The 24,262-nt window shown below is 73.4% G+C and carries 23 protein-coding genes; 12 read left to right on the top strand and 11 right to left on the bottom strand.

Annotation, left to right across the window (positions count from 1 at the left end):
• Positions 1–19 precede the first annotated feature (19 nt).
• The 6 genes from CCO04_RS16425 to CCO04_RS16400 all read right to left on the bottom strand — a co-directional run bounded on the left by CCO04_RS16425 (position 20) and on the right by CCO04_RS16400 (position 8,398).
• The gene (locus CCO04_RS16425; RefSeq protein WP_215815212.1) at positions 20–940 is read right to left on the bottom strand and encodes a type II secretion system F family protein; all 921 of its coding nucleotides are present in this window, start codon (positions 938–940) and stop codon (positions 20–22) included.
• Positions 940–2,871 carry a type II secretion system F family protein gene (locus CCO04_RS16420; RefSeq protein WP_215815211.1) on the bottom strand — a complete coding sequence of 644 codons (1,932 nt, stop codon included), beginning with the start codon at positions 2,869–2,871 and terminating at the stop codon, positions 940–942. Before CCO04_RS16420 ends, CCO04_RS16425 begins: the two co-directional genes overlap by 1 nt.
• Positions 2,871–4,427, bottom strand: a complete 1,557-nt coding sequence (locus CCO04_RS16415) for a CpaF family protein (protein ID WP_215815210.1) — start codon at positions 4,425–4,427, stop codon at positions 2,871–2,873. The genes CCO04_RS16420 and CCO04_RS16415 overlap by 1 nt, the downstream gene beginning before the upstream one ends.
• A 2-nt stretch (positions 4,428–4,429) precedes the next feature.
• The gene (locus CCO04_RS16410; protein WP_215815209.1) at positions 4,430–5,563 is read right to left on the bottom strand and encodes an AAA family ATPase; all 1,134 of its coding nucleotides are present in this window, start codon (positions 5,561–5,563) and stop codon (positions 4,430–4,432) included.
• Between the two features lie 61 nt (positions 5,564–5,624).
• On the bottom strand, positions 5,625–6,341 hold the full coding sequence (locus CCO04_RS16405) for a hypothetical protein (RefSeq protein WP_215815208.1): 717 nt from the start codon (positions 6,339–6,341) through the stop codon (positions 5,625–5,627).
• 266 nt (positions 6,342–6,607) lie between these two features.
• The gene (locus tag CCO04_RS16400) at positions 6,608–8,398 is read right to left on the bottom strand and encodes a long-chain fatty acid--CoA ligase (RefSeq protein WP_215815207.1); all 1,791 of its coding nucleotides are present in this window, start codon (positions 8,396–8,398) and stop codon (positions 6,608–6,610) included.
• Between the two features lie 285 nt (positions 8,399–8,683).
• Between CCO04_RS16400 and CCO04_RS16395 the strand changes: the two genes are divergently transcribed.
• Genes CCO04_RS16395 through CCO04_RS16370 form a run of 6 tightly spaced genes read left to right on the top strand, consistent with a single transcriptional unit; the run spans position 8,684 to position 13,846 of the window.
• On the top strand, positions 8,684–9,139 hold the full coding sequence (locus tag CCO04_RS16395; RefSeq protein ID WP_215815206.1) for an SRPBCC family protein: 456 nt from the start codon (positions 8,684–8,686) through the stop codon (positions 9,137–9,139).
• 11 nt (positions 9,140–9,150) lie between these two features.
• Positions 9,151–10,353: an ArsA family ATPase gene (locus CCO04_RS16390; protein ID WP_215815205.1), complete on the top strand. Its 1,203-nt coding sequence runs from the start codon at positions 9,151–9,153 to the stop codon at positions 10,351–10,353.
• A complete protein-coding gene (locus tag CCO04_RS16385) occupies positions 10,343–10,738 on the top strand; it encodes a hypothetical protein (protein ID WP_215815204.1) in 396 nt (131 codons plus the stop codon). The genes CCO04_RS16390 and CCO04_RS16385 overlap by 11 nt, the downstream gene beginning before the upstream one ends.
• Positions 10,735–11,670, top strand: a complete 936-nt coding sequence (locus CCO04_RS16380) for an ROK family glucokinase (protein ID WP_215815203.1) — start codon at positions 10,735–10,737, stop codon at positions 11,668–11,670. Before CCO04_RS16385 ends, CCO04_RS16380 begins: the two co-directional genes overlap by 4 nt.
• 2 nt (positions 11,671–11,672) lie before the next feature.
• Positions 11,673–12,587 (top strand): ROK family protein, encoded by a 915-nt coding sequence (locus CCO04_RS16375; RefSeq protein WP_215815202.1) that lies wholly within the window; start codon positions 11,673–11,675, stop codon positions 12,585–12,587.
• Positions 12,584–13,846, top strand: coding sequence for a glycosyltransferase 87 family protein (locus CCO04_RS16370; RefSeq protein ID WP_215815201.1), 1,263 nt, complete (start codon positions 12,584–12,586; stop codon positions 13,844–13,846). Before CCO04_RS16375 ends, CCO04_RS16370 begins: the two co-directional genes overlap by 4 nt.
• Here CCO04_RS16370 and CCO04_RS16365 read toward each other — a convergent pair.
• Positions 13,791–14,219, bottom strand: a complete 429-nt coding sequence (locus CCO04_RS16365) for a hypothetical protein (protein ID WP_215815200.1) — start codon at positions 14,217–14,219, stop codon at positions 13,791–13,793. The two genes, CCO04_RS16370 and CCO04_RS16365, sit on opposite strands and share 56 nt — an antisense overlap.
• A 24-nt stretch (positions 14,220–14,243) precedes the next feature.
• Positions 14,244–15,023 carry a carboxylesterase gene (locus CCO04_RS16360; RefSeq protein WP_215815199.1) on the bottom strand — a complete coding sequence of 260 codons (780 nt, stop codon included), beginning with the start codon at positions 15,021–15,023 and terminating at the stop codon, positions 14,244–14,246.
• A 123-nt stretch (positions 15,024–15,146) separates the two neighbouring features.
• On the opposite strand from CCO04_RS16360, the gene CCO04_RS16355 reads away from it, so the two are divergent.
• The 5 genes from CCO04_RS16355 to CCO04_RS16335 all read left to right on the top strand — a co-directional run bounded on the left by CCO04_RS16355 (position 15,147) and on the right by CCO04_RS16335 (position 19,969).
• Complete coding sequence (locus CCO04_RS16355) at positions 15,147–15,866, top strand: 1-acyl-sn-glycerol-3-phosphate acyltransferase (RefSeq protein ID WP_215815198.1); 720 nt, start codon at positions 15,147–15,149, stop codon at positions 15,864–15,866.
• 59 nt (positions 15,867–15,925) lie between these two features.
• Entirely contained in the window at positions 15,926–17,014 is a 1,089-nt protein-coding gene (gene macS / locus CCO04_RS16350; RefSeq protein ID WP_252373351.1) for a MacS family sensor histidine kinase, read from the top strand.
• Positions 17,011–17,520, top strand: coding sequence for a flavin reductase family protein (locus tag CCO04_RS16345; RefSeq protein ID WP_215815197.1), 510 nt, complete (start codon positions 17,011–17,013; stop codon positions 17,518–17,520). The genes macS and CCO04_RS16345 overlap by 4 nt, the downstream gene beginning before the upstream one ends.
• A gap of 223 nt (positions 17,521–17,743) precedes the next feature.
• Positions 17,744–19,108, top strand: coding sequence for a S9 family peptidase (locus tag CCO04_RS16340; protein WP_215815196.1), 1,365 nt, complete (start codon positions 17,744–17,746; stop codon positions 19,106–19,108).
• Positions 19,109–19,315: 207 nt separating this feature from the next.
• Positions 19,316–19,969 carry a response regulator transcription factor gene (locus tag CCO04_RS16335; protein ID WP_215815195.1) on the top strand — a complete coding sequence of 218 codons (654 nt, stop codon included), beginning with the start codon at positions 19,316–19,318 and terminating at the stop codon, positions 19,967–19,969.
• Positions 19,970–20,003: 34 nt separating this feature from the next.
• Here the strand turns inward: CCO04_RS16335 and CCO04_RS16330 are convergent, their stop codons facing one another.
• Positions 20,004–21,224, bottom strand: a complete 1,221-nt coding sequence (locus tag CCO04_RS16330; protein ID WP_215815194.1) for an oxygenase MpaB family protein — start codon at positions 21,222–21,224, stop codon at positions 20,004–20,006.
• 56 nt (positions 21,225–21,280) lie between these two features.
• Here CCO04_RS16330 and CCO04_RS16325 point away from each other — a divergent pair, with 56 nt between their 5' ends.
• A complete protein-coding gene (locus CCO04_RS16325) occupies positions 21,281–21,883 on the top strand; it encodes a TetR/AcrR family transcriptional regulator (protein ID WP_215815193.1) in 603 nt (200 codons plus the stop codon).
• A gap of 9 nt (positions 21,884–21,892) precedes the next feature.
• Here CCO04_RS16325 and CCO04_RS16320 read toward each other — a convergent pair whose 3' ends face one another.
• Both CCO04_RS16320 and CCO04_RS16315 read right to left on the bottom strand, forming a co-directional pair.
• Complete coding sequence (locus tag CCO04_RS16320; RefSeq protein WP_215815192.1) at positions 21,893–23,179, bottom strand: hypothetical protein; 1,287 nt, start codon at positions 23,177–23,179, stop codon at positions 21,893–21,895.
• Positions 23,176–24,195, bottom strand: a complete 1,020-nt coding sequence (locus CCO04_RS16315; RefSeq protein WP_215815191.1) for a hypothetical protein — start codon at positions 24,193–24,195, stop codon at positions 23,176–23,178. The genes CCO04_RS16320 and CCO04_RS16315 overlap by 4 nt, the downstream gene beginning before the upstream one ends.
• Positions 24,196–24,262 lie beyond the last annotated feature (67 nt).

Below are 24,262 nucleotides of genomic sequence, written 5' to 3'. Positions count from 1 at the left end.
GGGCTCGGGCTCGCGGACGTCAGTTGTTGGTGAACGAGTCGTAGGCGGAGATCACGGCCGGCCCGAGGATGACGACGAACAAGCAGGGGAGGATGAAGAGGATCAGCGGGATCATGATCTTCACCGGCACCTGCTGGGCCTTCTCCTCGGCGTACTGGCGCCGCTTCACCCGGATCTCGCCCGACTGCACGCGCAGCACCTGGCCGATCGGGATGCCGAAGGCGTCGGCCTGGACCATCGAGCCGACGAAGGTGTTGAGGTCGTCGACATTGCTGCGGGCGGCCATCGACCGCAGGGCGTCGGACCGGCTCTTGCCGAGCTGCATCTCCCGCAGCACGCGGGCGAACTCCTCGGCGACCGGGCCGCCCGTGTGGCGAGCGACCTGCTGGAGCGCGGCGTCGAAGCCGAGACCGGCCTCGACGCTGATGGTGAGCAGGTCCACGGCGTCGGCGAGCGTCCGCTTGATCTGGTCGGAGCGGTGCACACCGCGGTTGTAGAGGTACAGGTCGGGGGCCACGAATCCGAGGACCAGACCGCCGATGCCGACGAGCAGCAGCAACGTCACCGGGATGTGGATCAGGACGCCGTACGCGACACCCAGCAGGGGGAGCGCGACCGCGAACATGACCTTGAACGACACGACGCGGTCGACGGTCCAGCCGGCCGGGTTGCCGGCGAGGTCGAGGCGACGGCGGATCCGTTCGGCCTTGTCGGCGCCGGTGATCCGGCGTCCGACCTTGACCGCCCGCTCCTGGAAGGGGCCCACGACCCGGTCCGCGAAGGACCGGTCGGCCTCCTCGGCCAGCTCGCGGCCGGGCTGCCCGGAGCGCTCCAGCGCCTCGAGGGCGCGGGCGAGGCCCTGGGGCTGCTCCTTGGTGAAGGCGGCGCCGACGGCGGCGATGGATCCCAGCAGGAGCACGAAAGCGAGCAGGAGCAGCATCACGCCTCCACCTTGACCATGCGCGACATCGCGAAGACACCGATGCTCATCCAGATCACGCCGAACGCCGACAGCACCCAGCCGCGGGGGTCGTGGATCAGCGGATCGAGGAACGCGGGGTTCGTGACGAGGAAGAACAGCAGGAAGGCGACCGGCAGGACGCACAGGATGACCGCGGACAGCCGGCCCTCGGCCGACAGGGCGCGCACGTGGCGGCGCAGGAACTGCCGCTCCCGCATCGTCGCCGCGACGGTCGTCAGCAGCTCGGCGAGGTTGCCGCCGACCTGACGCTGGATCCGGATGGCCATCACGGCCCAGCCGAAGTCCTTGCTCTGGAAGCGGGCGGCGACGCCCTCGAAGGCGTCCTCGATGGAGACACCGATCCGGGCCTCGACCAGGACGCGCTTGAACTCGGAGGCGATGGGCTCCGGGCCCTCGCGGACGACCGTGTCGACCGCCTGGGCCAGGGACAGACCCGCGCTCAGCGCACCCGACAAGAGCTGGAGGACCTCCGGCAGCGCGTTGTCGAACGAGCGGCGACGGCGTCCGGTCATGAAGCGCAGGTAGACCGGCGGGATCACGAAGCCGATCACCATGAAGAGCAGGCCGACGAAGATGTTGCCGCGGCCGAGCAGGAGGCCGATCACACCGGCGGCGAGCACCGTGCCGATGTGGACGAGCAGCCACTCCGAGGGCTTGAACTCGCTGCCGGCGGCGGCGAGGCGGCGGGTCATCCGGTCGTTGAGGGCGCTGTTGTGCTCGAGCACGCTGGCGGCGGCGGCCTTGGCCTGGTCGAGGACGGGCTCGGACGGGGCCTTGGCGGCGTGGTGGTCCTCGAGGCCCGTCACCCGCGTGCTGTACGCCGTCACGCGGTCCGCGATGGTCATCGGGGCCGGGCGGGACGGCACGAGCAGCACGGCGACCGCGAGCAGGCCCAGGGCGAAGACGCCGAGTCCCGCCCAGAGCAGCCAGCCGGGGGCGACCCAGCCGCGGTCGTCGGTGAGCGTGGGCAGGGGGGCCGGGGCGACGGGGGCGGTGCCGGCGGACTGCACGGGGGCCAGGGCGCGGGCGACGAGCGTGCCGGAGCCGGTGGGCAGGGAGACCTCGACGTTGGCGAGCTCGGCGTCGAAGCCGTCGGGCAGGGGAGCGGTGACCAGGACCTGGTCGGCGAGGGCCTCGGCCTCGGCGGCGAAGGTCTGGGCGAGGGCCGTTCCGGTGGCGGTGATGACCTCGCCCTTGCCGGCGGTGGCGAGGGTGGTCAGCGGGGCGAGCTGCTTCGCACCGAGGTCGAGACCGACCGCGTGGACCCGCACGCCGGAGTCCTCGATCGCCGTGGTGGCGGCGTCGAGGGTGGCGGTGCTGCCGGCGTCGGCGCCGTCGGAGAGCACGAGAAGGGTGCGCTGGCCGTCGTCGCCGGCGGCCTCGGCGGCGGCGATCACGCCGTCGTACAGGAGGGTGTCGCGGTGCAGCGCGAGCCCGTCGACGACGGCCTGCGCGGCGGCGCGGTCGGTGGTGGGCGCGAGGGCGACCGAGACCAGGCTGTCGAAGGTGACGATGCCGACCGCGACGTCGTCGGGGACGGCGTCCAGGTAGGTCGTCGCGGCCTCCTTGGCCGCCGCGAACCGGCCCTGGCGCCGCATCGAGTTGCTGGTGTCGATGACGAGGATGGTGGTGCGCTTGACCACCGAACCGCTGCTGGTGCCCTCGGCGGTGGCGTCGAGCGCCTGTCCCTCGAGGGTGGCCGTGACGCCGGCGAGGTCCACCTGCACCCCCGCCGGTACGTCGACCAGGATCCGCAGGCCCTCGCCGGTGGACTCGACGTGGCCGATGGTCGCGTCCTCGGCGTACGCCTGGGCCGGGACCAGGAGCACGGCGAGCACGGCGACGAGCAGCGCCGCGAAGCGGCGGAGAACAGCCCGACGCCCGGACATCAGAGGCGTTCCGTCCGGAAGATCGTCGGGTCGACCGCGACGTTGGCGTAGGCGAGCTTCTCCAGGAACTTCGGCCGCAGGCCGGTCGAGCGCAGCCGGCCGAGGATGCGGCCGTTCTCGTCGAAACCGGCGGAGTTGTCGAAGACGAAGATGTCCTGGAGGGTGATGATGTCGCCCTCCATCCGCTCCACCTCGGTGATGTGGGTGATCCGGCGCGAGCCGTCCTTGAAGCGCGTCTGGTGCACGATCAGGTCGACCGCGGAGGCGACCTGCTCGCGGATCGCGCGGATCGGCAGCTCCATGCCGGCCATCAGCACCATCGTCTCCATGCGGGAGAGCGTGTCGCGGGGGCCGTTGGAGTGCAGGGTGCAGATCGAGCCGTCGTGGCCGGTGTTCATGGCCTGGAGCATGTCGAGCGCGGAGGCGTCGCGGACCTCGCCGACGACGATGCGGTCGGGGCGCATGCGCAGGCAGTTGCGGACCAGGTCGCGGATGGTGACCGCGCCCTTGCCCTCGATGTTGGCGGGCCGCGACTCCAGGCGGACGACGTGGTCCTGCTTGAGCTGGAGCTCGGCGGCGTCCTCGATGGTGACGATCCGCTCGTCGCGCGGGATGAACGACGACAGCACGTTGAGCGTCGTGGTCTTTCCGGCGCCGGTACCGCCGGAGACGATCACGTTGAGGCGGCCGCGCACGCAGGCGTCGAGGAAGTCGGCGGTCTGGGGCGTCAGCGACCCGAAGTTGATCAGGTCCTGCACGGTGAGCGGGTCGGTCGAGAACTTCCGGATCGTCAGCGCGGAGCCGTCGATCGAGAGCGGCGGGATGATCGCGTTGACCCGGCTGCCGTCGGGGAGGCGGGCGTCGACCATGGGGGAGGACTCGTCGACGCGGCGGCCGATGCGGGAGACGATCTTGTCGATCGTGCGGCGCAGGTGGGACTCGTCGGCGAAGTGCGCCTCGGCCTTGACGAGGCGGCCGTCGCGCTCCAGCCAGACGTCGTCGTGGCCGTTGACCATGACCTCGGAGACCTCGGGGTCGCGCAGGTAGGGGTCGATCGGGCCGTAGCCGAGGATGTCGTCGGTGATCTCCTGGGTGACCCGGGCGCGATCGGCCGCGCTGAGCGGCCGGTCCTGGGCGCCGAGGACCTCGGAGAGCACCGAGCGGACCGTCTGGTCGAGCTCGTCCTGGTCCATCTCGGCGTCGTAGAGGTGAGGGCCGAGCTGCTTGATGAGCTCGCCGTGCACGCTGGCCTTGAGGTCCTCGAGCCGGTCGAGGTCGTTGCCGGCGAGGCGGCGTCCGGGGCGGTGGTCACCGGCCGCGGCGGCGGCGCGCGAGGACAGCGGACCCGGGCCCGGCGCAGCGCTCGCCTCGGCGGGTGCGGGAGCCGGCGCCTGAGCAGCCGGTACGACGGGCGTCGGCGCGGCAGGCGCGGGCGCGTTGGCGGCGTCGACGACATCGGCGAGCAGGGCCGCGTCGGCGGCGGGCGTGGCGGCGTGCTTGCCTTGCGCGGCGGCCTCGCGGCGAGCCGCGGCGAGGCGGTCGGAGAGGCTGGACATGCTCAGCTCCTTCCGCGGCGGAACAGGCCGCGCGAGCGGGGCTGCTCGGCCTGGGTCGCTGCTGTCGGCACCGGTACGGCGACCGGCTCGCCCGTCACCGAGGAGGCGAGGTGGGCGTAGGCCTGGCTCGCCGGGTGGCCCGGCTTGTGGGACACGATCGGGGTGCCGGCGTTGGTGGCGGCGGCGATGTCGACGGCTGTGGCGACCTGGGCGGTCACCGGCATGTTGAGGATGCTCTCGACCTTCTCGACGCTGATGCCGACGAGCTCGTCGGCCCGGTTGAGCAGCAGGTGCCGGTGGCCGCGGGCGATGCTCAGCATGTCCATGGTCTCGAGCGCGACCTTGACGTTCTTGAGCGTCGGTACGTCGAGCGTGGCGACGATGACGCACTCGTCGGTCTCGTCGAGGGCGGTGAGCGTCGCGTCGTCGAAGGACGGCGAGGTGTCGACCACGATGTAGTCGAAGCCGTCGCGCAGGGCCCGCAGGATGCGGGAGATGAGCAGCGGCGTGACCCGCTCGCGCACGTCGGGGTGAGCCGGCGCGGCGAGCACGGTGAGCGAGTCCTCGTGCCGGGTGAGGAGACCCTCGAGCATCGAGAGGTCGATGGAGTCCTCGGACCCGACGGCCTGCTCGATGGAGTGGGTCGGGAAGAGCTGCATGGTGATCGCGACGTCGCCGAAGGCGAGGTCGAGGTCGACCAGGCAGACCTTGCGCGCCCCGCGGTCGGTGAGCGCGAGCGCCAGGTTGACCGACGAGGTGGTCTTGCCGACGCCGCCCTTGGGGGAGAACACGGTGACCACGCGACCGAGCTGACGGGCGCCGCCGGGCCCGCGCAGGGCCTGGAAGAGCTGGTGGGCGCGCTCGACGGCGCTGGTGAGCGCCTTCTCGTCGCCGCCCGCGACGACGACGTCGCGCACGCCGGCGTGCATGGACTTGGTCAGCACGTCCGTGTCGAACTGGTCGCGGACCAGGACGACGCTGACGGTGGGCCGCTTGATGCGGAGCTCCTCGGCCGCGGCCAGCGCCGACGGGAGGTCGACGGAGGGGCCGAGGACGACGACGTACTCGTCCGCGTGCTGGTCGAGCCACGCCTGGCCCCGCTCGGTCGTGGAGACCGCGTGGGAGCCGGTGGGCATCGCCCGGAGCAGGCTCTCGACGAGCGACGGATCCTGTTCGACTAGAACCGGCATGACGTCCTCACTGAGCGTTGCGGATGGTGGTGCAGACGTTGTTGCCCTTGTCGACCTCGACCTGGCTCTCCTTGTTCAGGAGGGCCACCGAGAGCTTGCCGCGCTCGCGCCCGTCCTGCAGCCACTCGAACTGCTGCTGGGTGACGGCGAGGTGCAGGGCCGGAGCGCCGCCCTCGGCGGGAGCGCCGTCCTCGGTCGCGACGGTGGTCGTGGTCTGCGCGCCCTTGGAGAGCACGGTGACCCGGTCGATGAGCAGGCAGGTCGGCGTGCCGGGGTTGATGGTGAGGAACACCGCGAGCTGCGAGCCGGGCTCGATGAACGAGCCGACCGGCAGGTCGAAGGACTCCGGCTTGGCGATGAGACCGGTCGGCAGCGGCAGCGAGGCCACCTCGACGGGGTCGCCGACGCCGCCGAACTTGGTGGAGAGCAGCTGCTCGCCGGCGTAGAGCGTGGTCAGCGCGACCTTGTCGTCGATGTCGCCGAGGTCGCTCTGGCGCAGGGCGTTCTCGAGGACCTGGCCCTCGGGGACCTGGGTCTCGGCGAGCTTGCCGGTGTCGAGCGCCGACTTGATGCTCTCGCCGGGCAGCACGGTCTTGCCCGCGGCCACGGTGACGACGCTGGTGGTCTGGTACTTCTCGGCGGCGCGCGTCTCGGCGCCCCGAGCGAAGACGAAGACGAGCCCGACCCCGAGCGCGGCGATCACCGCGGCGACGACGAGCAACAACCTACGACGGTCCACTTCAGAGCCCTCCCGCTCCCCATGGCTGCCGTCCGCCCCTCCCGGCACGTTCGGTCAGCGACTCCACTGAAGCAAAGTCATTTCCGCCCGCAACCCTCCCCGGCTGCGGCGCAGGCCGAGGCTAGCGCGTCCGGCGGCGAGTGTGGCGAAAATCGCGGAATCCCCAGAATTGATGACCGATCGCGGGTTGCGGGTGGCCCGACTGGGCTATGCCGCGGTCGTGGTCAGGGAGGTCAGGGAGGTCGGGGAGGTCAGGAGTAGAGCGCCGCGATCTCGTCGCGGCACTCGCGCATGACCACGTTGCGCTTGAGCTTGAGGCTCGGCGTCACCTGGCCGGCCTCCTCGGTCCAGTCGGTCGGCAGGATCGTGAACTTGCGGATCGACTCGGCCTTGGACACCGCCTTGTTGGCCTCGTCGACGGCGGCCTGGATCTCGGCGCGCAGGTCCTCGTCGTCGACCAGGTCGGCGATCTTGCCGGACTTGCCGTGGTGCTCGGCCCAGGCCGGGAAGGCCTCCTCGTCGATCGTGACGAGCGCGCCGATGAACGGCTGCCCGTCGCCGACGACCAGGCACTGGCTGACCAGGGCGGACGCGCGGACGCGGTCCTCGAGGACGGCGGGTGCGACGTTCTTGCCGCCCGCGGTCACCAGGATCTCCTTCTTGCGCCCGGTGATCCGGACGAATCCCTCGTCGTCGACCTCGCCGACGTCGCCGGTGTGGAACCAGCCGCCCTCGTCGAGCGCCTCGGCGGTCGCGGCGGGGTTGTTCCAGTAGCCGGTGAAGACCTGGCCGCCGCGGAAGAGCAGCTCGCCGTCGTCCGCGATCCGTACGGCGGTCCCGGGCAGCGGCCGCCCGACGGTGCCGACCTTCTGGGCGTCGGGGAGGTTGACCGTCAGCGCCGCGGTGGTCTCGGTCAGGCCGTAGCCCTCGAGCACGGTGACGCCGATGCCCCGGTAGAAGTGGCCGAGCCGCTCACCGAGCGGGGCGCCGCCGGAGACGGCGAACTCGCAGTTGCCGCCCAGCGCGGTGCGGAGCTTGCCGTAGACCAGGCGTCCGAAGAGCGCGTGCTGGGTGCGGACCCGCAGCGGCACCCGGCCACCGTCGAGCGCGCGGGAGTAGGCGATGGCGGTCTCGGCGGCGCGGTCGAAGATCTTGCCCTTGCCGTCGGCGGTCGCCTTCTGCGAGGCGGTGTTGAAGACCTTCTCGAAGACGCGGGGGACCGCGAGGATGAAGGTCGGCCGGAACGTGGCGAGCTGGGGGAGCAGGTTCTTGATGTCGGCACTGTGGCCCAGCCGGGTGCGCGACTTGATGCAGCCGACCTGGATGATCCGCGCGAACACGTGCGCCAGGGGCAGGAACAGCAGCGTGGAGGCGCCCTCGGTGTCGAAGAGCCGCTCCAGCTCGTCGACCGCGACGACCAGCTCGGTCTGGAAGTTGTCGTGGGTGAGCATGCAGCCCTTGGGCCGCCCGGTCGTGCCCGACGTGTAGATCAGCGTGGCGAGCCCCTCGGGCCCGACCGACGTACGACGCTCCTCGAGGTCGGCGTCCGCCACCCCGGCGCCGGCGGTGGTCAGGGCGGCGACGGCGCCGTTCTCGATCACCCAGACGTGCTCCAGGTCGGTCAGTCCGGCCCGCAGGGGCTCGATCCGAGCCAGGTGGGTGGCGTCCTCGCAGACGACGGCGCGGGCGCCGGAGTCGGACAGAATCCACTGGATCTGCTCCTCCGAGGAGGACTCGTAGATCGGCACGGTGGCGGCCCCGGCGAACCAGATCGCGTAGTCGAGCAGCGTCCACTCGTAGCGGGTCCGCGAGATCAGGGCGACCCGGTCGCCGGGCCCGATGCCCGAGGCGATGAGGCCCTTGGCGACGGCGCTCACCTCGTCGAGGAAGGTGGCGCAGGTGACGTCCTCCCAGTCCCCGCCGGCCGTGGCCCGGCTGAACTGCACGCTCTGCGGCGCCTCGGCCGCGTTGCGGATCACGTCATCGGTCAGGTTGCCGGTCGTGGGGATCGACACGGTCTGCGGGGTGGAGTACTCGCGCACGATCGCAGGTTACCGCCGAGTTAGGGCGTGTCCCTCACGTCCCCGCCTGCTGCGCGGCGTTTGCGACTCGATCTGGCGGCGTTCTCGGAGACTCGACGGGCCTCCGGCCCGCCTTCGCTCCTCGGCCTTGCCAGATCGGCCGCAAACACCGCTCGCGACGGCGCGGACGTGAGGGACACGCCCTAGGGCAGGTGGTGCCTGCCCGCGGTGGTGCCGGTGCCCGGAGAGGCCCGCGTCACGTCCGGTGCCCGCCCGGGGCGGGACCAGGTCCGGTAGCCTTCCCGCATGGCCGAACAGACGTCCTCGTCGATCGTCGTCGACGCACCGCCCGCCGAGGTGATGGCCGTCATCGCCGACTTCGCGGCCTACCCCGCGTGGGCCAAGGGCGTCACCGTCGCCGACGTCCGCTCGTCCTACGACGACAGCGACCCGGCCCAGGCCGGCCGGGCGCGCGAGGTGTTCTTCGCCCTCGATGTGTCGCCGATCAAGGACGAGTACACCCTCGCCTACGTCTGGGACGGCGACCGCCAGGTCACCTGGACCCTCGCCGAGGGCAAGATGCTCAAGGCCCTCGACGGCGCCTACGTGCTGCGCGCGAGCGGCTCCGGCACCGAGGTGACCTACCGGCTGGCCCTCGACGTCTCGATCCCGCTGATCGGCATGCTCAAGCGCAAGGGCGAGAAGATCCTCATCGACACCGCGCTCAAGGGCCTGAAGAAGCGCGTCGAGTCCGGCGCCTGAGGTCTGCCGGCGTGCGGATCGTTCTCTTCACCGGCAAGGGCGGCGTCGGCAAGTCCACCGTCGCGGCCGGTACGGCGGCGCTCGCGGCCGCGCGCGGCCTGCGCACGCTGGTGATCTCGACCGACGCCGCGCACTCGCTCGCCGATGCCTACGGCGCCGGCCCGACCGGCGCGGAGCCCACCGAGGTGGCGCCCGGTCTGTTCCTCCAGCAGGTCGACGCCCAGCTGCGCTTCGAGCAGTCCTGGGCCGACATCCAGCGCTACCTGCTCTCGGTGCTCGACGCGGTGGGCATGGACCCGGTCGCGGCCGAGGAGATGACCGTCATCCCGGGCGCCGAGGAGGTGCTCGCCCTGCTCGAGCTGCGCCAGCACGCCCGCTCGGGCCGCTGGGACGTGATCGTCGTCGACTGCGCGCCGACCGCCGAGACGCTGCGGCTCCTGGCGCTGCCCGAGGCGCTCGGGTGGTACCTCGAGCGGCTGCTGCCGATCCAGCGCCGGCTGGTCAAGGCGCTGCGCCCGGTGCTCAACCGCGCGGCCGGCGTACCGATGCCGGGGGACGCGGTCTTCGACGCGATCACCCGCCTGCACGGCGAGCTGGACGACGTCCACGCGCTCCTGTCGGGGCCCGAGGCGAGCGTGCGGCTGGTGCTCACCCCGGAGCAGGTGGTGCTCGCCGAGGCGCGCCGCGCCTACACGAGCCTGTGCCTGTTCGGCTACCGCGTCGACGGCGTGGTCGCCAACCGGGTCTTCCCCGACGGTGACGGCGACCCGTGGCGGGCCGGGTGGGTGGCCGCCCAGGCGGGCGTGCTGCGCGAGGTGGCCCAGTCGTTCGGCGGGCTGCCGGTGTGGACCTCGCAGTACCAGGCGGCCGAGCCGGTGGGCGTCGCGGCGCTCGCGGACCTCGCCACCGGCCTGTACGACGGCGCGGACCCGCTCGCCGTACCGGCGGGGGAGGGACCGTTCCGGGTCACCCGGGGCGAGAGCGGCGCGGTCGCCCACCTGGCGCTGCCGTTCGTGACCCGGGCCGAGGTCGACCTGGCCCGCAACGGCGACGAGCTCGTGATGACCGTCGGCTCCTACCGGCGGCTGATGACGCTGCCGCCGGGCCTGGCCCGGCTCCGGGTGGCGGGGGCCAGCGTGGTCGAGGGCGAGCTGCGGGTACGGTTCGCGGAGCCCGATCCGGTGGCGATGGGAGACCAGCACCATGCCCGATGACGACATCGGCAGCGTCGGCGAGGAGGCGATGAAGCTCCTCGGCGCCTTCGCCGACCTGGCCAAGCAGCACACCGGCGACACCGCCGGCGGGCTCGGCAACCTGGCCGGCCAGGCCGCTGCGATGGCCCACGACGTCAACGAGCACCTCGCGACCGACGCGGCCGAGTGCCGCTACTGCCCGGTGTGCCGGGTGGTGCACGCGGTCCGGCAGACCTCGCCGGAGGTCAAGGCGCACCTCACGGTCGCCGCCTCCTCCCTGCTCCAGGCCGCGGCGGGCCTGCTCGAGACGCTGCCCCAGCCGCCCGACAGCGGCTCCGGCGCCGCTCGTGGGCCCGAGGTGCAGCACATCGACCTCGACGACGACGGGCCGGACCCGGGCCCGTGACCGGCGACCTGACCTGCGGGATCGACATCGGCGGCACCAAGATCGCCGGTGCGGTGGTCGATGCCGGCGGCACGGTCGTTGCCGAGTCCCGCGTCGAGTCGCCCGCCGCCGACGCGAGCGCCATCGCCACCACCGTCGCGGCGCTCGTCGCCGAGCTGACCGGGCCGGGCGGTCACCCGGTGCGCGCGGTCGGGGTGGGTGCCGCGGGCTACGTCGCGGCCGACCGCTCGACCGTGCTCTTCGCGCCCAACATCGCCTGGCGCAACGAGCCGCTCGGTGCCGACCTCGCGCGCCGCACGGGTCTGCCCGTGGTCGTCGAGAACGACGCCAACGCCGCCGCCTGGGGCGAGTTCCGCCACGGCGCGGGCCGCGACGCCGACGACCAGCTCATGGTGACCGTCGGCACCGGCGTGGGTGGCGGCGTCGTGACCGAGGGGCGGCTGCTGCGCGGTGCCTACGGCGTGGCCGCCGAGATCGGCCACCTGTGCGTCGTACCGGACGGGCTGGTGTGCGGCTGCGGCAACCGCGGCTGCCTCGAGTCCTACGCCAGCGGCACCGCGCTGGTCCGCGCCGCGCAGGCCGCGCCCGGCGCGGCGATCCTGGACGCCGCCGGCGGCGACCCGTCCGCGATCACCGGGCCGATGGTCACCGCGGCCGCCGTGGCCGGAGATGCCACCGCCGCGGGCCTGCTCGCCGACCTGGGCGGCTGGCTCGGGCACGGCATCGCCTCGCTCGTCGCGGTCCTCGACCCGGCGGTCATCGTCGTCGGGGGCGGCGTCGCCGCGGCCGGCGACCTGCTGCTGGACCCGGTACGGGCGGCGTTCGACCGCGAGCTGACCGGCCGGGGCTTCCGTCCCCGCGCCGCGATCGTGCCCGCCGTCCTCGGCAACCGCGCCGGCATGATCGGCGCCGCGGACCTCGCACGGGGGTGAGCATGGGCGCGGGCTACGTCGGCGTCGACGTCGGCGGCACCAAGGTGCTGGCAGTACGCGTGTCCGCGGCCGGTGCGGTCGAGGCGAGCGCCACCCGGCCGATGCCGGGCCGGACCGCGCCCGTCACCGAGGTCGAGGACGCGATCGTCGCCGCGGTCCGGGCGGTCCAGGACGGCGCGCACCCGCCCGCCGGGCTCGGCATCTCCGCCGCCGGGCTCGTCGACGCCGCCGGCGAGCGCTTCCTCTTCGGCGCCCACCTGCCGTGGCGCGACGCCCCGGTGCGCCGGGTGATCGCGGAGCGCACCGCTCTGCCCGTCGTCCTCGACAACGACGCCAACTGCGCGGCCCATGCCGAGCTCGTGGCCGGTGCCGCGCGCGGGGTCGACGCGGCGCTGCTCATCACGATCGGCACGGGCATCGGCGGGGCGCTGGTGCTCGGCGGCCGGGTCGTGCGCGGCGCGCACGGACTGGCGGGGGAGTTCGGCCACATGCAGGTGGTGCCCGGTGGGCTCGCCTGCGAGTGCGGCCTGCGCGGCTGCTGGGAGCAGTACTGCAGCGGGCGCGCCCTCGAACGGGTCACCCGCGTCGCCCTGGGCCGTCACCTCGAGGGGCCCGAGGTGACCGCGCTGGCCCGGGCCGGCGACGAGGTCGCCCGCCACGCCTTCGGCTCGATCGGCACCTGGCTCGGCGTCGGCGCGGCCGGGCTCGTCTCGGCGTTCGACCCCGAGGTGGTCGTGGTCGGCGGCGGGGTCTCCGCGGTCGGCGACCTGCTGCTGGCGCCGGCCCGCCGGGCGCTGGAGGAGTCCCTGCAGGGCACGGACTACCGCGCCGTGCCGCCGCTGGTCCCGGCCACGCTGGGTCCGGAGGCGGGTGCGGTCGGCGCCGCGCTCCTGGCCCGCGACGGACGCGGCCGATGACGCCCGACCGCGCCCGGGTGTGGGCGCTCTGGGGGCTGAGCCGGCTGGTCGTGCTGCTGCTCTTCGTGACCGTCGAGACCGGCTCGGCCTTCGACCTGAAGTACTACGCCGCCAACCTCGACAGCCTCGGCGCCGAGGGCGTCGGGGGCACCCTGCGCGAGTACCCCGTACCCGCCTTCCTCGTGCTCGCGCTGCCCTACGGGCTGCTCCACCTGGTCGGCCTGAGCGCGATCTACCCGGCGGTGGTCTTCGCGCTGGCCCTGCTCCTCGACGCCTGGTTCCTGCACGTGCTCGTGGGCCGGGCCCGTACCCCGGGCGCGTCCAGCGCGCCGGTCTGGGCGTGGCTGGCCGCGACGCCGGCGCTCGGCGCGCTGTCGTTCGCGCGCTTCGACCTGCTGCCCGGCGTGCTGGTCGCCCTCGCCCTGCTCACCTACGTCGACGCCCCGCGCCGCGCGGCCGTCCTCGGCGTCCTGGCCACCGGCGTGAAGTACAGCCCCGCCCTGGTGCTGCCCGGGCTCGCCGCGCCCGCCGCGAGCCGGCTCCGGGTCGTGGTGTCCGGTGCCGTCGCCGGTGTCGTCCTGGTGCTGGTCAGCATCGCGGTCGGCGGCTGGGACCGGGTCGTCTCGCCGCTGTCGTACCAGGGCCGCCGCGGGCTCCAGATCGAGTCGCTCGCCGCGACGCCGGCCATGGTGCGCTGGGCCTTCTCCCCCCACCAGTACGACGTGTTCTACGCGCCGTCCAAGGCCTGGGAGGTCCGCGGCCCCGGCGTCGACGCCCTGCTCACCGCCAGCACGGTCGCCACCGCGCTGCTGCTCGCCGTCCTGGTCGCGCTCTGGGTCCTCGCCTGGGTGCGGCTGCCCGACCCGCGCACCGGCCTGACCGCCGTGGTCTGGCTGACGCTCGCGGCGGTGCTGGCGTTCATCGCCGGCGGCAAGGTGCTCAGCCCGCAGTACCTGCTCTGGGTGCTGCCGCCCGCCTGCGCCGGCCTGGCGCTCGTCGACGCGGCCGACCGGCGCCGGCTCGGCCGCTGGACCGCCGTGCTGCTCGTGACGACCGCGCTGACCCACCTCATCTACCCGGTCGGCTACAACCACCTGCTCGGGCACGACGGCTGGAGCGGCGTGATGGTCGCGGTCCTCACCGTGCGCAACCTGCTGCTCGCCGGGCTGTGCGTGAGCGCGCTCGTCGCGGCCCACGCAGCGATCAGACGCGTGCCCCGTCGTCCCAGGGATCGCGCGGCGAGCCCGGCATCCGGATGACCAGGTAGCAGAAGCCGAGCACGAAGCCGCCCACGAGCAGCCAGCCCAGCCAGCCCGGCATGCTCAGCCCGGAGATCAGGAAGACCAGCAGGATCGTGGGCGAGCCGAAGACACCGGCCCACGCGAGCAGCCGGTCGAACGGCGGGATCGGCACCGGAGGCGGGTCCTCGGGCACGAACCGGTCGAACGCGGGGATGTCGTCCTCGGGGTCGTCGGGGTCGTCGTCCCCGAGCTCGGCCGGCTCGTCGAGGTCGTCGGCGGGGTCCACACGGACCGGTTCGGGCTCGGCCTCCGGCTCGAGCTCGGCGCGCTCGCCGTAGTTGTCGACGATGGCCTGCCAGGCGGCGTCCTCGTCCGGGTCTTCCCGCTGCACGGCTCCAGCGTAGGACCTGCGCGGTCAGGCGCCGCCGGTCACCCGCGCCACGAACGCCGCCGACTGCTCGAAGATGAGCGGAGCGTCGTTGTCGAGCGTGGCCACGTGGTAGCTCTCCGGCAGCTCGACCCGGGTCACGTCGGTGGAGGAGACGGCCCCGAGGACCAGCGGCTCGGACGACTCGTCGACCACGTGGTCCTCGGGGGAGCGGAAGTAGATCATCGGCACCGTGATCCGGGACAGGTCGGCGCGCAGGTGCGGCCAGGCCTGCATCATCGAGTGCGCCGCCTTGAGCGGCGTGCGGTCGTAGCCGTTCTCGCTGACGCCCGGCTTCTTGATGTCGCCGGCGATCGCCGGGAACGACGGCACCAGGTGCTTGAGCACCGGCAGCAGCTTGACGTCGAGCCGCTTGGTCGCGACCGCGGGGTTGACCACCATGACCCCGGCCAGGTCGGCGTCGCGGTCGGCGGCCAGCCGCAGCACCAGCGCACCGCCCATCGACAGCCCGCCGACCACCACGGCGTCGTGCTCGGCGCGCAGCGCGTCGAAGGCGTCGGTGATCGCGCCGTACCAGTCCTGCCAGCGCCGGGTGTTGAGGTCGCGCCAGGTGGTGCCGTGGCCGGGCAGCAGCGGCGCGTGCACGCCGTACCCGAGGGCGGCGAGGTGCTCGCCCCACGGCCGCATCGACACCGGCGAGCCGGTGAAGCCGTGGCTGAGCAGCACGCCGATCCGGCGTCCGCCGGTCAGCTCGGGACGTGCGGCGACGGTCAGCGGCGCGGCGGGGTCATCAGCGGTCGGCGGCATGAGGTGATTGTGCCGCACCGACGGCCCGTGGTCGCCGGGTCGGCAGATGTGCGCCAAGGCACTACGCTTCGATCAGTCGGCGCCCGTCCGGGCGGGTGCACGCGCAGGGGAAGGTGCGGTCGGTTGTTCTACTGGTTCCTGAAGTTCATCGCTCTCGGGCCGTTGCTCAAGGTGATCTTCCGCCCCCGTGCCGAGGGCGTCGAGAACGTCCCCACCGAGGGGCCCGCCATCCTGGCGAGCAACCACCTGTCCTACGCCGACTGGCTGTTCATGCCGCTGGTCGTGCCGCGCAAGGTCAGCTTCGTCGCCAAGGCGGAGTACTTCACCTCGCCGGGCATCAAGGGCTGGCTCCAGAAGAACTTCTTCAGCGGCACCGGCAACATCCCGATCGACCGCTCCGGCGCCAACGCGGCCGCGGGCGCGCTGATCTCGGCCAAGAAGGTCCTCTCCGACGGCGACCTCTTCGGCATCTACCCCGAGGGCACCCGCTCCCACGACGGCCGCCTCTACCGCGGCAAGACCGGCATCGCGCGCCTGGCGCTCGAGACCGGGGTTCCGGTGATCCCGGTCGCCGTGGTCGGTACCGACATCGTCGCGCCGCCGGGCAAGACCTTCGGGCGCTGGACCCGTCCGCACGTGCGCTTCGGCAAGCCGATGGACTTCTCGCGCTACGCCGGCATGGAGAACGACCGCTTCATCCTGCGCTCGATCACCGACGAGATCATGTACGAGATCATGCGGCTCTCCCAGCAGGAGTACGTCGACATGTACGCCACCCGCGCCAAGTCCGAGGCCAAGAAGGCCGAGCACGGCGACGGCGAGCAGCGGAAGCTCGCGTCCTGACGGACCCGGGCGCGGGGACCGCGGCGGCGACGCGAGCAGCGATCGCCGTCGAGGACCGGATGTTCCGGGCACTGGCGGTGCTCCGGGTGGTCGTCCTCGGCTACACGGTGGCGATCAACGCCTACCGCAACAACTTCGAGCACCCGGTGCTCGGCTGGGCCTGCGTGGGCCTGATGGTGGTCGCGACGGCCGTCTCGATCGTCGTGTACGCCGCGCCCGAGCGCCGGATCCCGGCGGTGCTGCTGGCCGACCTGGCCCTGGCCGTCGGCCTGCTGCTGGTCACGCCCGTGGTCAAGGGGGAGTGGTTCAACGCGACCATCCCCGGCTACTGGATCGTCGGCGCGCTGCTGGCCTGGGCGGTCCGCTACGGCTGGCGCGGCGGGACGGCGGCCGCGGTGCTGCTCGGCGCCGTCGACCTGCTCACCCGCAGCGAGGTGCACCAGAAGGACTGGGGCAACGTCTTCCTGCTGCTCCTGGGCGGCTCGATGCTCGGCTTCGTGTGCGAGTCGCTCAAGCAGATGGCCGCCGAGCGCGACCGCGCCCAGCGCGAGGCGGCCGCCGCCTCCGAGCGCGCCCGGCTGGCCCGCGTGGTCCACGACGGGGTGCTCCAGGTGCTGGCGCTCGTGCAGCGCCGCGGCGGTGAGCTCGGGGGCGAGGCCGCCGAGCTCGGCCGGCTCGCGGGCGAGCAGGAGCAGGCGCTGCGCACGCTCATCCGCTCCCAGGAGGCGGTGACCGCCTCCGCGGTCGCCACCACCACCGCCGACCTCGCCGCGCTCCTGGGGCCGCTCGGCAGCCGGCCCCGCACCGAGGTGGCGCTCCCGGCCGGTGCCGTCCCGCTGCCCGCGCCCGCGGCGGCCGAGCTGGTCGCGGTGGTCCGCGCCTGCCTCGACAACGTCGAGCGCCACGTCGGCGCCGGCGCGCCCGCGTGGATCCTGCTCGAGGACCTGGGCGACCGGGTCGAGGTGTCCGTGCGCGACGAAGGACCCGGGATCCCCGAGGGACGGCTCGACGCGGCCGCCGCCGAGGGCCGGATGGGGGTCAGCGAGTCCATCCGGGGCCGGATCCGCGACCTGGGCGGGACCGCCACGCTCGACACCGGCGGCTACGGCACGGAGTGGGTTCTCGTCGTACCGAGGGAGCAGGGATGACCATCCACAGCACGCACCCGTTCGCGGACGCCGATCCCGACCCGGCCCGGCGCTTCCGCGGCCACGTCGGCGGCGCCGTCACCCTCTGGACCGCGGGCGACGACACCGAGCGGGCCGGCCTGACGGTTAGCTCGCACATGGTCGCGCTCGGTCCCCAGCCGGTCGTCCTGGCCCTGCTCGACCCCGACTCCGACCTGCTCGACGTGCTGCGCACCAGCGGCTGGGGCGTGGTCCAGCTGCTCTCGTGGGCCGACCGCCAGCTCGCGGAGGCCTTCGCGGGCACGGCGCCCGCGCCCGGGGGGCCGTTCCGGCAGGCGGCGTTCACCGCGACGCCGTACGGGCCGCGGTTGGTGTCGGCCACGACCTGGGCCGGCGTCCGCCTGGCCAGTGAACGCGAGGTCGGCTGGTCGGTCGAGGTCACCGCCGCGATCGAGCACGTCGAGATCGGCGCCGAGGACGACGACGCGCTGCTCCACCGGCGCGGGCGCTTCCACCGCGCCCCTTGAGGGGGTGGCTCCCACGTCGGCGCCTGCTGCGCGGTGTTGGCGACTCGATCTGGCGGCGTTCTCGCCGACTCGACGGGCCTCCGGCCCGCCTTCGCGACTCGGCCTTGCCAGATCGGCCGCCAACACCGCTCGCGACGGCGCCGACGTGGGAGCCACCCCCTAGGGGCAAGAGCCCGGGACCTTCCCGATGTGCCGGACCCGCGGCCCGACCTAGCGTCGCGCCATGTCCCGATCATCCCCCCGCATCATCGTCCTCGCCCTCGCCGTCCTCGCGCTCGTCCTGAGCGCCTGCTCCCAGGACGACAAGAAGAAGCCCGCCGCCGAGAAGCCGCCCACCGCGCAGGAGCCCCGTGGTCTCGACGGCGACTGGGCCGGCGTCATCGAGGTGCCCGGCGCACCGGTCGACGTCGGCCTCACGTTCTCCGGCGACGGCGCGACGATCACCATCCCCGCGCAGGGCCTGGAGGACGCCGAGCTCACGGGCGTCCGCACGACCGACACCGAGGTCGCGTTCGAGGCGCCGCAGATCGCGCCCGACGCGACGTTCGCCGGTACCTACGCCGCCGCGACCGACCGCATCACCGGCAAGCTGACCGCCGGGGGCCAGGACCTCGCCGTCAGCCTCGAGCGGGGCACGGTCGCCCCGCTGGAGCGCCCCCAGGAGCCGGAGGAGCCCCTGCCGTACCGCAGCGAGGACGTCTCGTTCGAGGCCGGCGACGTCACCATCGCCGGCACCCTCACCTCGCCCGAGGGTGAGGGCCCGTTCCCGGCCGTGGTGCTGCTGACCGGCGCCGGCGCGCAGGACCGCGACGAGCAGGGCTTCGCGCACAAGCCGTTCCTGGTGCTCTCCGACGCCCTCACCCGCGCCGGGTACGCCGTGCTGCGCACCGACGACCGCGGCGTCGGTGGAACCACCGGCAGCGACGCCGACGCGACGTACGACGACCTGACCGCCGACGCCCTGGCGATGACCGACTTCCTGCGCGAGCGTCCCGAGATCGACCCGGAGCGGATCGGCCTGATGGGGCACAGCCAGGGCGGCTACCTGGCGCCGCTGGCGGCGTCCCGGGCACCGGAGAAGGTGGCGTTCGTCGTCCTGATGGCGGGGCCCGCGCAGACCGGCTGCGAGGTGCTGAAGTACCAGGCCCGGGCCCAGCTCGAGCTCCAGCAGCAGGGCACCCCGGACAAGCTGAAGGAGAGCGACGCCGCCAACCAGCGCCTGTGCGACCTCCTGACGGCCGGTGACCTCGACGGCGCCCGCGCGCTCGACCCGACCGTCACGCCGACCATGGCCGCGCAGACGGCGTACGACCCGGAGCCCGCGCTCCGCGCGCTGCGGGTGCCGACGCTGGCGTTCTTCGGCAGCAAGGACATCCAGGTGCCGCCCTCGCTCAACGAGCCGCTGATGCGCCGCTTCCTGAGCGAGGACGCCGATGCGACGGTGCACGTCTTCGCCGGCGCCAACCACCTGATGCAGCCCGCCACGTCGGGAACGCCCGACGAGTACGCGCAGATCACGACGACCATCGACCCCGACGTGCTCACCTACGTCACCACGTGGCTGGAGGAGCACGTGCCGTCCGCCTGACCTGCCTCACCGGATCGGCGACGACCATGGCCCAGGCCATGGCGGCCTCTTGCTCGCCTGCTGCGCGGCACTTGCGACTCGATCGGGCGGCGTTGTCGCAGACTCGACGGGCCTCCGGCCCGCCTTCGCTGCTCCGCCTTGCCCGATCGGCCGCAAGCACCGCTCGCGACGGCGACCAAGAGGCCGCCATGGCCTAGGGTCCCTCCCATGACGGACCGGATCCGGGTCATGGTCGTCGACGACCACCCCATGTGGCGTGACGCTGTCGAGCGCGACCTCGCCGCGGCGGGCTTCGAGGTGGTCGCGGTCGCGGCGACGGGGACCGAGGCGGTCAACCGGTTCAACGCGACCCGGCCCCAGGTCGTCGTCCTCGACCTGCAGATCCCGGAGCCCAGCGGGGTCGAGGTGACCGCGCAGGTGCTGGCCAGCGAGCCGTCCTCGCGGGTGCTGATCCTGTCGGCCTCCGGCGAGCAGGACGACGTGCTCGCGGCGGTCAAGGCGGGCGCGACCGGCTACCTGGTCAAGTCCGCCTCGCGCGACGAGCTCATCGACGCCGTACGACGCGTGGCCGCCGGCGACAGCGTCTTCACCCCCGGCCTGGCCGCCCTGGTGCTGGGGGAGTTCCGGCGGATGGACCAGCCCGCGATGCCGCCCGGTGAGCGGCTCACCGACCGCGAGACCGAGATCCTCAAGATGGTCGCCAAGGGGATGTCCTACAAGCAGATCGCCGAGCGCCTCGTGCTCTCGCACCGCACCGTGCAGAACCACGTGCAGAACACCCTGCGCAAGCTCCAGATGCACAACCGCGTCGAGCTGACCCGCTACGTCATCGAGCAGGGCCTCGACGACGAGGACGAGTGAGCCCGCGCGGGCTCACCCCTCAGGTCCCCAGGCCTCAGCCGTCGCCGCGTGCCGGGTGCGGCCGCCCGCCGCCGGGTGAGGCGTCGACCAGGTCGTGCTGGACGTTCCAGTCGCGGCGCAGCCGCTCCTCCTGCTCGGCCTCGTAGGCCTTGCCCTTGCGGGTGCGCGGCCCGAGCGTGCCGGGGACCAGGTCGCGCAGGTGGTTGACCAGGCTGAGGACCGGGCCGAGCAGCGCGAGCACCCGGGTCAGCCGGGTCCGGGGGACGGCGAGCTCGTCGGCGATCTCGTCGCCGAGGAAGAGCCGCTCCAGCGCGTGCACGACCCGCGGCGCCTGGCGGGCGAGCGGCCGGGGCAGGACGCCCTCGATCTCGGGGACCAGGAACTCCCGGTTGATGCTGGCGACCAGCGCCCGGCAGTAGTCGTCGACCACCGGCCGGGTCAGCAGGTAGATCTCCTCGAGCCGCTCCTGCTCGGCGGCGTTGCGGGGGAGCAGGCCGTCCTCGATGCCGAGCAGGTGACCGAGGTAGCGCCAGCGGGCGTAGGCGGCCGCCTCCTCGTGCGCCAGGTACGGCGCCCCGATCCGCCGCATCGCGCGCAGCGGGATGAGCGTGAACTCGACGAGCGTGTAGGCCAGGTAGGACTGCGAGATCGGCAGCCCCCACGCGGCCTCGTCCCAGTCGGGGCGCTCGCGCAGACTCGCCCGCACGAGGGCGTGGATGATCCGCACCCGCACGGTCAGCTCGAAGCCGTCGCTGAACCGGGTCAGGCCGCCCGGCTGGTTGACCGCGAGCAGCCAGGAGCCGACCTCGATGGTCCGGGCGCCGGCGTTCTCGACGTACCGGCCGGTGAGCTCGAGGGGCCGCGAGGCCGCGGAGTTGGCGTAGCCGCTGACCAGCGAGGCCGCGCCGAGCACGATGCCGGAGGCCCGGGAGTAGCGCGAGGTGTAGCGCGAGTCGTGGTCGATCGCGGCGGTGTCGACCCAGGCGGGGACCGCGTCGAGCTCGGCGAAGAGCGCGACCAGCGAGTCCGGCGCGTCCGGTACGGCGCCGATGCCCTCGCGGCACGCCGTGCGCAGCATCCGCATCGCCTTGCCGTGCCCGAGCCCGGGGAAGTCGGCGACGAAGGCGTCGGCGAGCGGGTCGCCGTCCGCCATGGCGGCGAGGTAGCGCTCGGCGAAGGGACCGAACCGGGCCCGCGCCTCGGCGACGCGGCGGAGGCTGGTGGGGATCGTCTGCGGGACCTGTCGCGTGGTCATGCGACGAGGCTAAAGTGAGAGATCCTCACCTTCTATTCACTTTTGCGGAGGCGCACGTGGCGCAGCGGCAGCGGGCCCGCCCGCGGCAGGACCGGGCGGTCCAGACCCGCCGCCTGCTCCTCGACACCGCGGTGCGGATCCTCGACCGCGACGGCATCGAGCGGCTCTCCACCACGGCCGTGATCCGTGACGCCCACGTGAGCAGCGGGACGTTCTACCGCTACTTCAACGACCGCGGCGAGCTGCTCGGCGTCCTGCGCGAGGAGGCGGTGCGCGCCATCAGCGACGACCTCATGGTCAGCGTCGTCGACGCCCTCGAGCTCGACCTGGACGACGCCCTACGGCTCGTCGTGCGCACCCTCGTCGCCGGTTTCGAGCAGCACCGCGGCGTCATCGCGGCGATGGTCAACCAGCTGCCCGCCGGCAACAACGCCAACGTGCTGCCCGAGATCGAGGGCGACCTGCACCGTCTCGCCTCGCTGCTGCCGCGCCGGCACCGCCCCGACCTCGCTCCCGAGCAGCTGGAGGGGGTCGTCTTCATGCTGATGGGGGTCCTGGTCTCGACCTGCCTGCGCATCGCGCTCGGGCGTCCGGAGGACGTCGACCGCGAGCAGCTGGTGGACCTCACCGTCGCGATGATCGGGGCGGGGCTGCGCTGACGGCGTGGATCAGCGCCGGACGCGGACCGGGGCCGAGACGACCTTCTTGGTGCCGAAGCCGGGCCGGGTCAGCGTGACCGCGACTCGCAGCGTCTTGCCGCGGTCCTTGCGGGTGACCTTGTAGCGCGCCTGGGTGGCGCCCCGGATCGCCGTGCTGCCACGCAGCCACTGGTAGCGGACGCCGCTCGCCCGCGGCGAGACGACCGGTGCCACCGCGGTGAGGCTCCGGCCGGCCTTCGGGGCGCCGGTGATCCGCGGACCCCGCGCCACCGAGAACGCGTACGACGGCCGCGAGGTCTGCAGCGTCGCCGGCGAGAACGCGGGCGCCGAGCCGCCCGGGATGACCCGGGTCGGCTCGATCTCGCAGGGAGCCGCGCCCAGGCGCATCATCCAGATCCCGTCGGGCTCGGCCCACGCCCCGAGCGCGCCGTCGGCCGAGAGCGTCGGCGAGGTGATGCCGAGCTGCGGCGTGGTGGCGCAGAAGCCCTCCGGGATCGGCGGCCGGCCGCCGTTGCGGTAGTTGCCGCTGACCCGGTAGTAGACGACGTGCGCGTCGTCGCCGGTGCTGCGGATCGCCGTGGCGTAGCCGGCGTTGCGGGCGACCTCGAAGTCGAAGAGCGGGCGGTCGTCGGTGCGGTAGTCGTCCTCGTCGAACCAGTGCGTCGTGCCGCGGCCGAGGTCGAAGAGGTTGATGTTGTCGATCAGGTCGGCGTTGACCGCGACCCGGCTGTCGGTGATCCACGACGGGTTGTCGTCGTACGTCACGCCCCAGGTGTCGGGCGAGGTGACCGCGCGCGAGGACGTGAACGCGGTGACGTAGCGGATCCGGCACGCCAGGTTGGGCGGGCACGAGTACTTCTCGTACGTGTAGGCGATCTTGGTGCCGTCGGGCGAGACCGCCAGGTGCGCGGGCGGTCCGCCGAGCAGCTCACCGGCCGAGCTGCGCAGGTCCGGCGGGTCGAGGGTGTCGAGCACCGTGCCCCACTGGTCCATCCGGTGCACGAGGTTGCCGCGCCCGGCCACGATGTGGCCGTCGTCGGAGGACGTCGGCGAGCGCCACGGGGAGGCCGCCGTCCCGCCGGAGGTGACCTGGCGCGCGCCGCTGCCGTCGGCCCGGGCCACCCAGACGTTGTGGCCGCGGACGTAGGTGATCGTGCCGCCGGCCGACGCGGCGGCTGCGGCGGTGGCCGCGACCGGTGGCGCGCTCGTGGCCGCGGTGGGTACGGCGGTGAGGACGGCGAGGGCCGCCGCCGCGGCGGCGAGCGGGGCTCGCAGGTGTCGGGGGTGCAGGTTCATCGTCGTGCCTTTCGGGTCTCGGTGGAGGTCGTGCCGTCGGCGTGGCGGTAGGTCAGCCGCAGCCGGACGCCGCCGGCCTTCTTGACCAGGCCGCGCTTGCCGGGCGGGATCGCGACCTTGACGGTCGTGACCCGGCCGGGAGACGGGGTCACCTTGCGGACCGCGAGGGTGGGTCCGCCGGAGAGCGGGGTGACCTTGAGCGTGACCGTGCACCGCGCGGGGCAGCGGACGCCGGCGGTCACCTTCTTCGCGCCCGGGGCGAGGACGGCGCCCCGGGGCGGGGCGGGCGGCTTCGGGGGAGCGGGCGGGACCTTGCGCAGCAGGTGCAGGTCCAGCGTGCCCTCGATGGCGTAGTGGCACACGGGCGTCTGGCCGGCGATGTAGCCGGGGCACTCGTCCGGCCGCGTCAGCGGCGCCGTGCCGCGCTCCACGCGGAACGGCAGGCTCAGGGACGGGGCACCGGCGGGGCCGCCGTGGGTCAGCGCGAGCATCGCCTCGTACTCGAAGGTCGTCGCCGAGGGCGGGCCCTCGCTGTCGGTGCACGACCCGGGCAGCTCGAGGAAGGCGAACGGCACGAAGTCGTTGGTCTGCAAGAGCGGGTCCGGCCAGAGCACCGGCTTGCCGGTGGCGGTGCCGGACGAGGCGGTGCAGGTCCGGACGTGCTGGCCGCTGTTGGTGCGGGTGACGCCCTCGGCCTGGGCCGCGACCACCTTGACCACGCTGGTGGGGATGCTGGTCGAGGTCAGGTCGAGGGCCTGGTCCATCGTGATGCTGGGGATGGCGCCCTGGAGCCGGACCTCGAGGGTCTGCTCGTCGCTGTCGCCGTCGGCCCAGTCGACGAAGAGCGCATGGGTGACCGTCGCGGAGAAGGTCGCGCGGTAGACGTAGGTCGTGCCGGGCGGGTCGCCCTGAGGAGCCGCGCTCGCCGCGCTCGCCGCGGCACCGGGGAGGCCGGCGAGCAGGACGGCGGCCAGGCCACCGGCCGCGGCTCGGCGCAGGTACGTGCGTGAGGTCATGGGGAGGTCCACCTCCGTGGGGCCGGGACGACGGGGATCGGGTGCGCCCCCGGTCGCGGTGGACGAG

Source organism: Pimelobacter sp. 30-1, from assembly GCF_018831735.1.
In the GTDB taxonomy this organism is placed as follows: Bacteria; Actinomycetota; Actinomycetes; order Propionibacteriales; family Nocardioidaceae; genus Nocardioides.
Note: the sequence above shows the minus strand (reverse complement) of the source record. Positions and strands in the feature narration are given on the sequence as shown.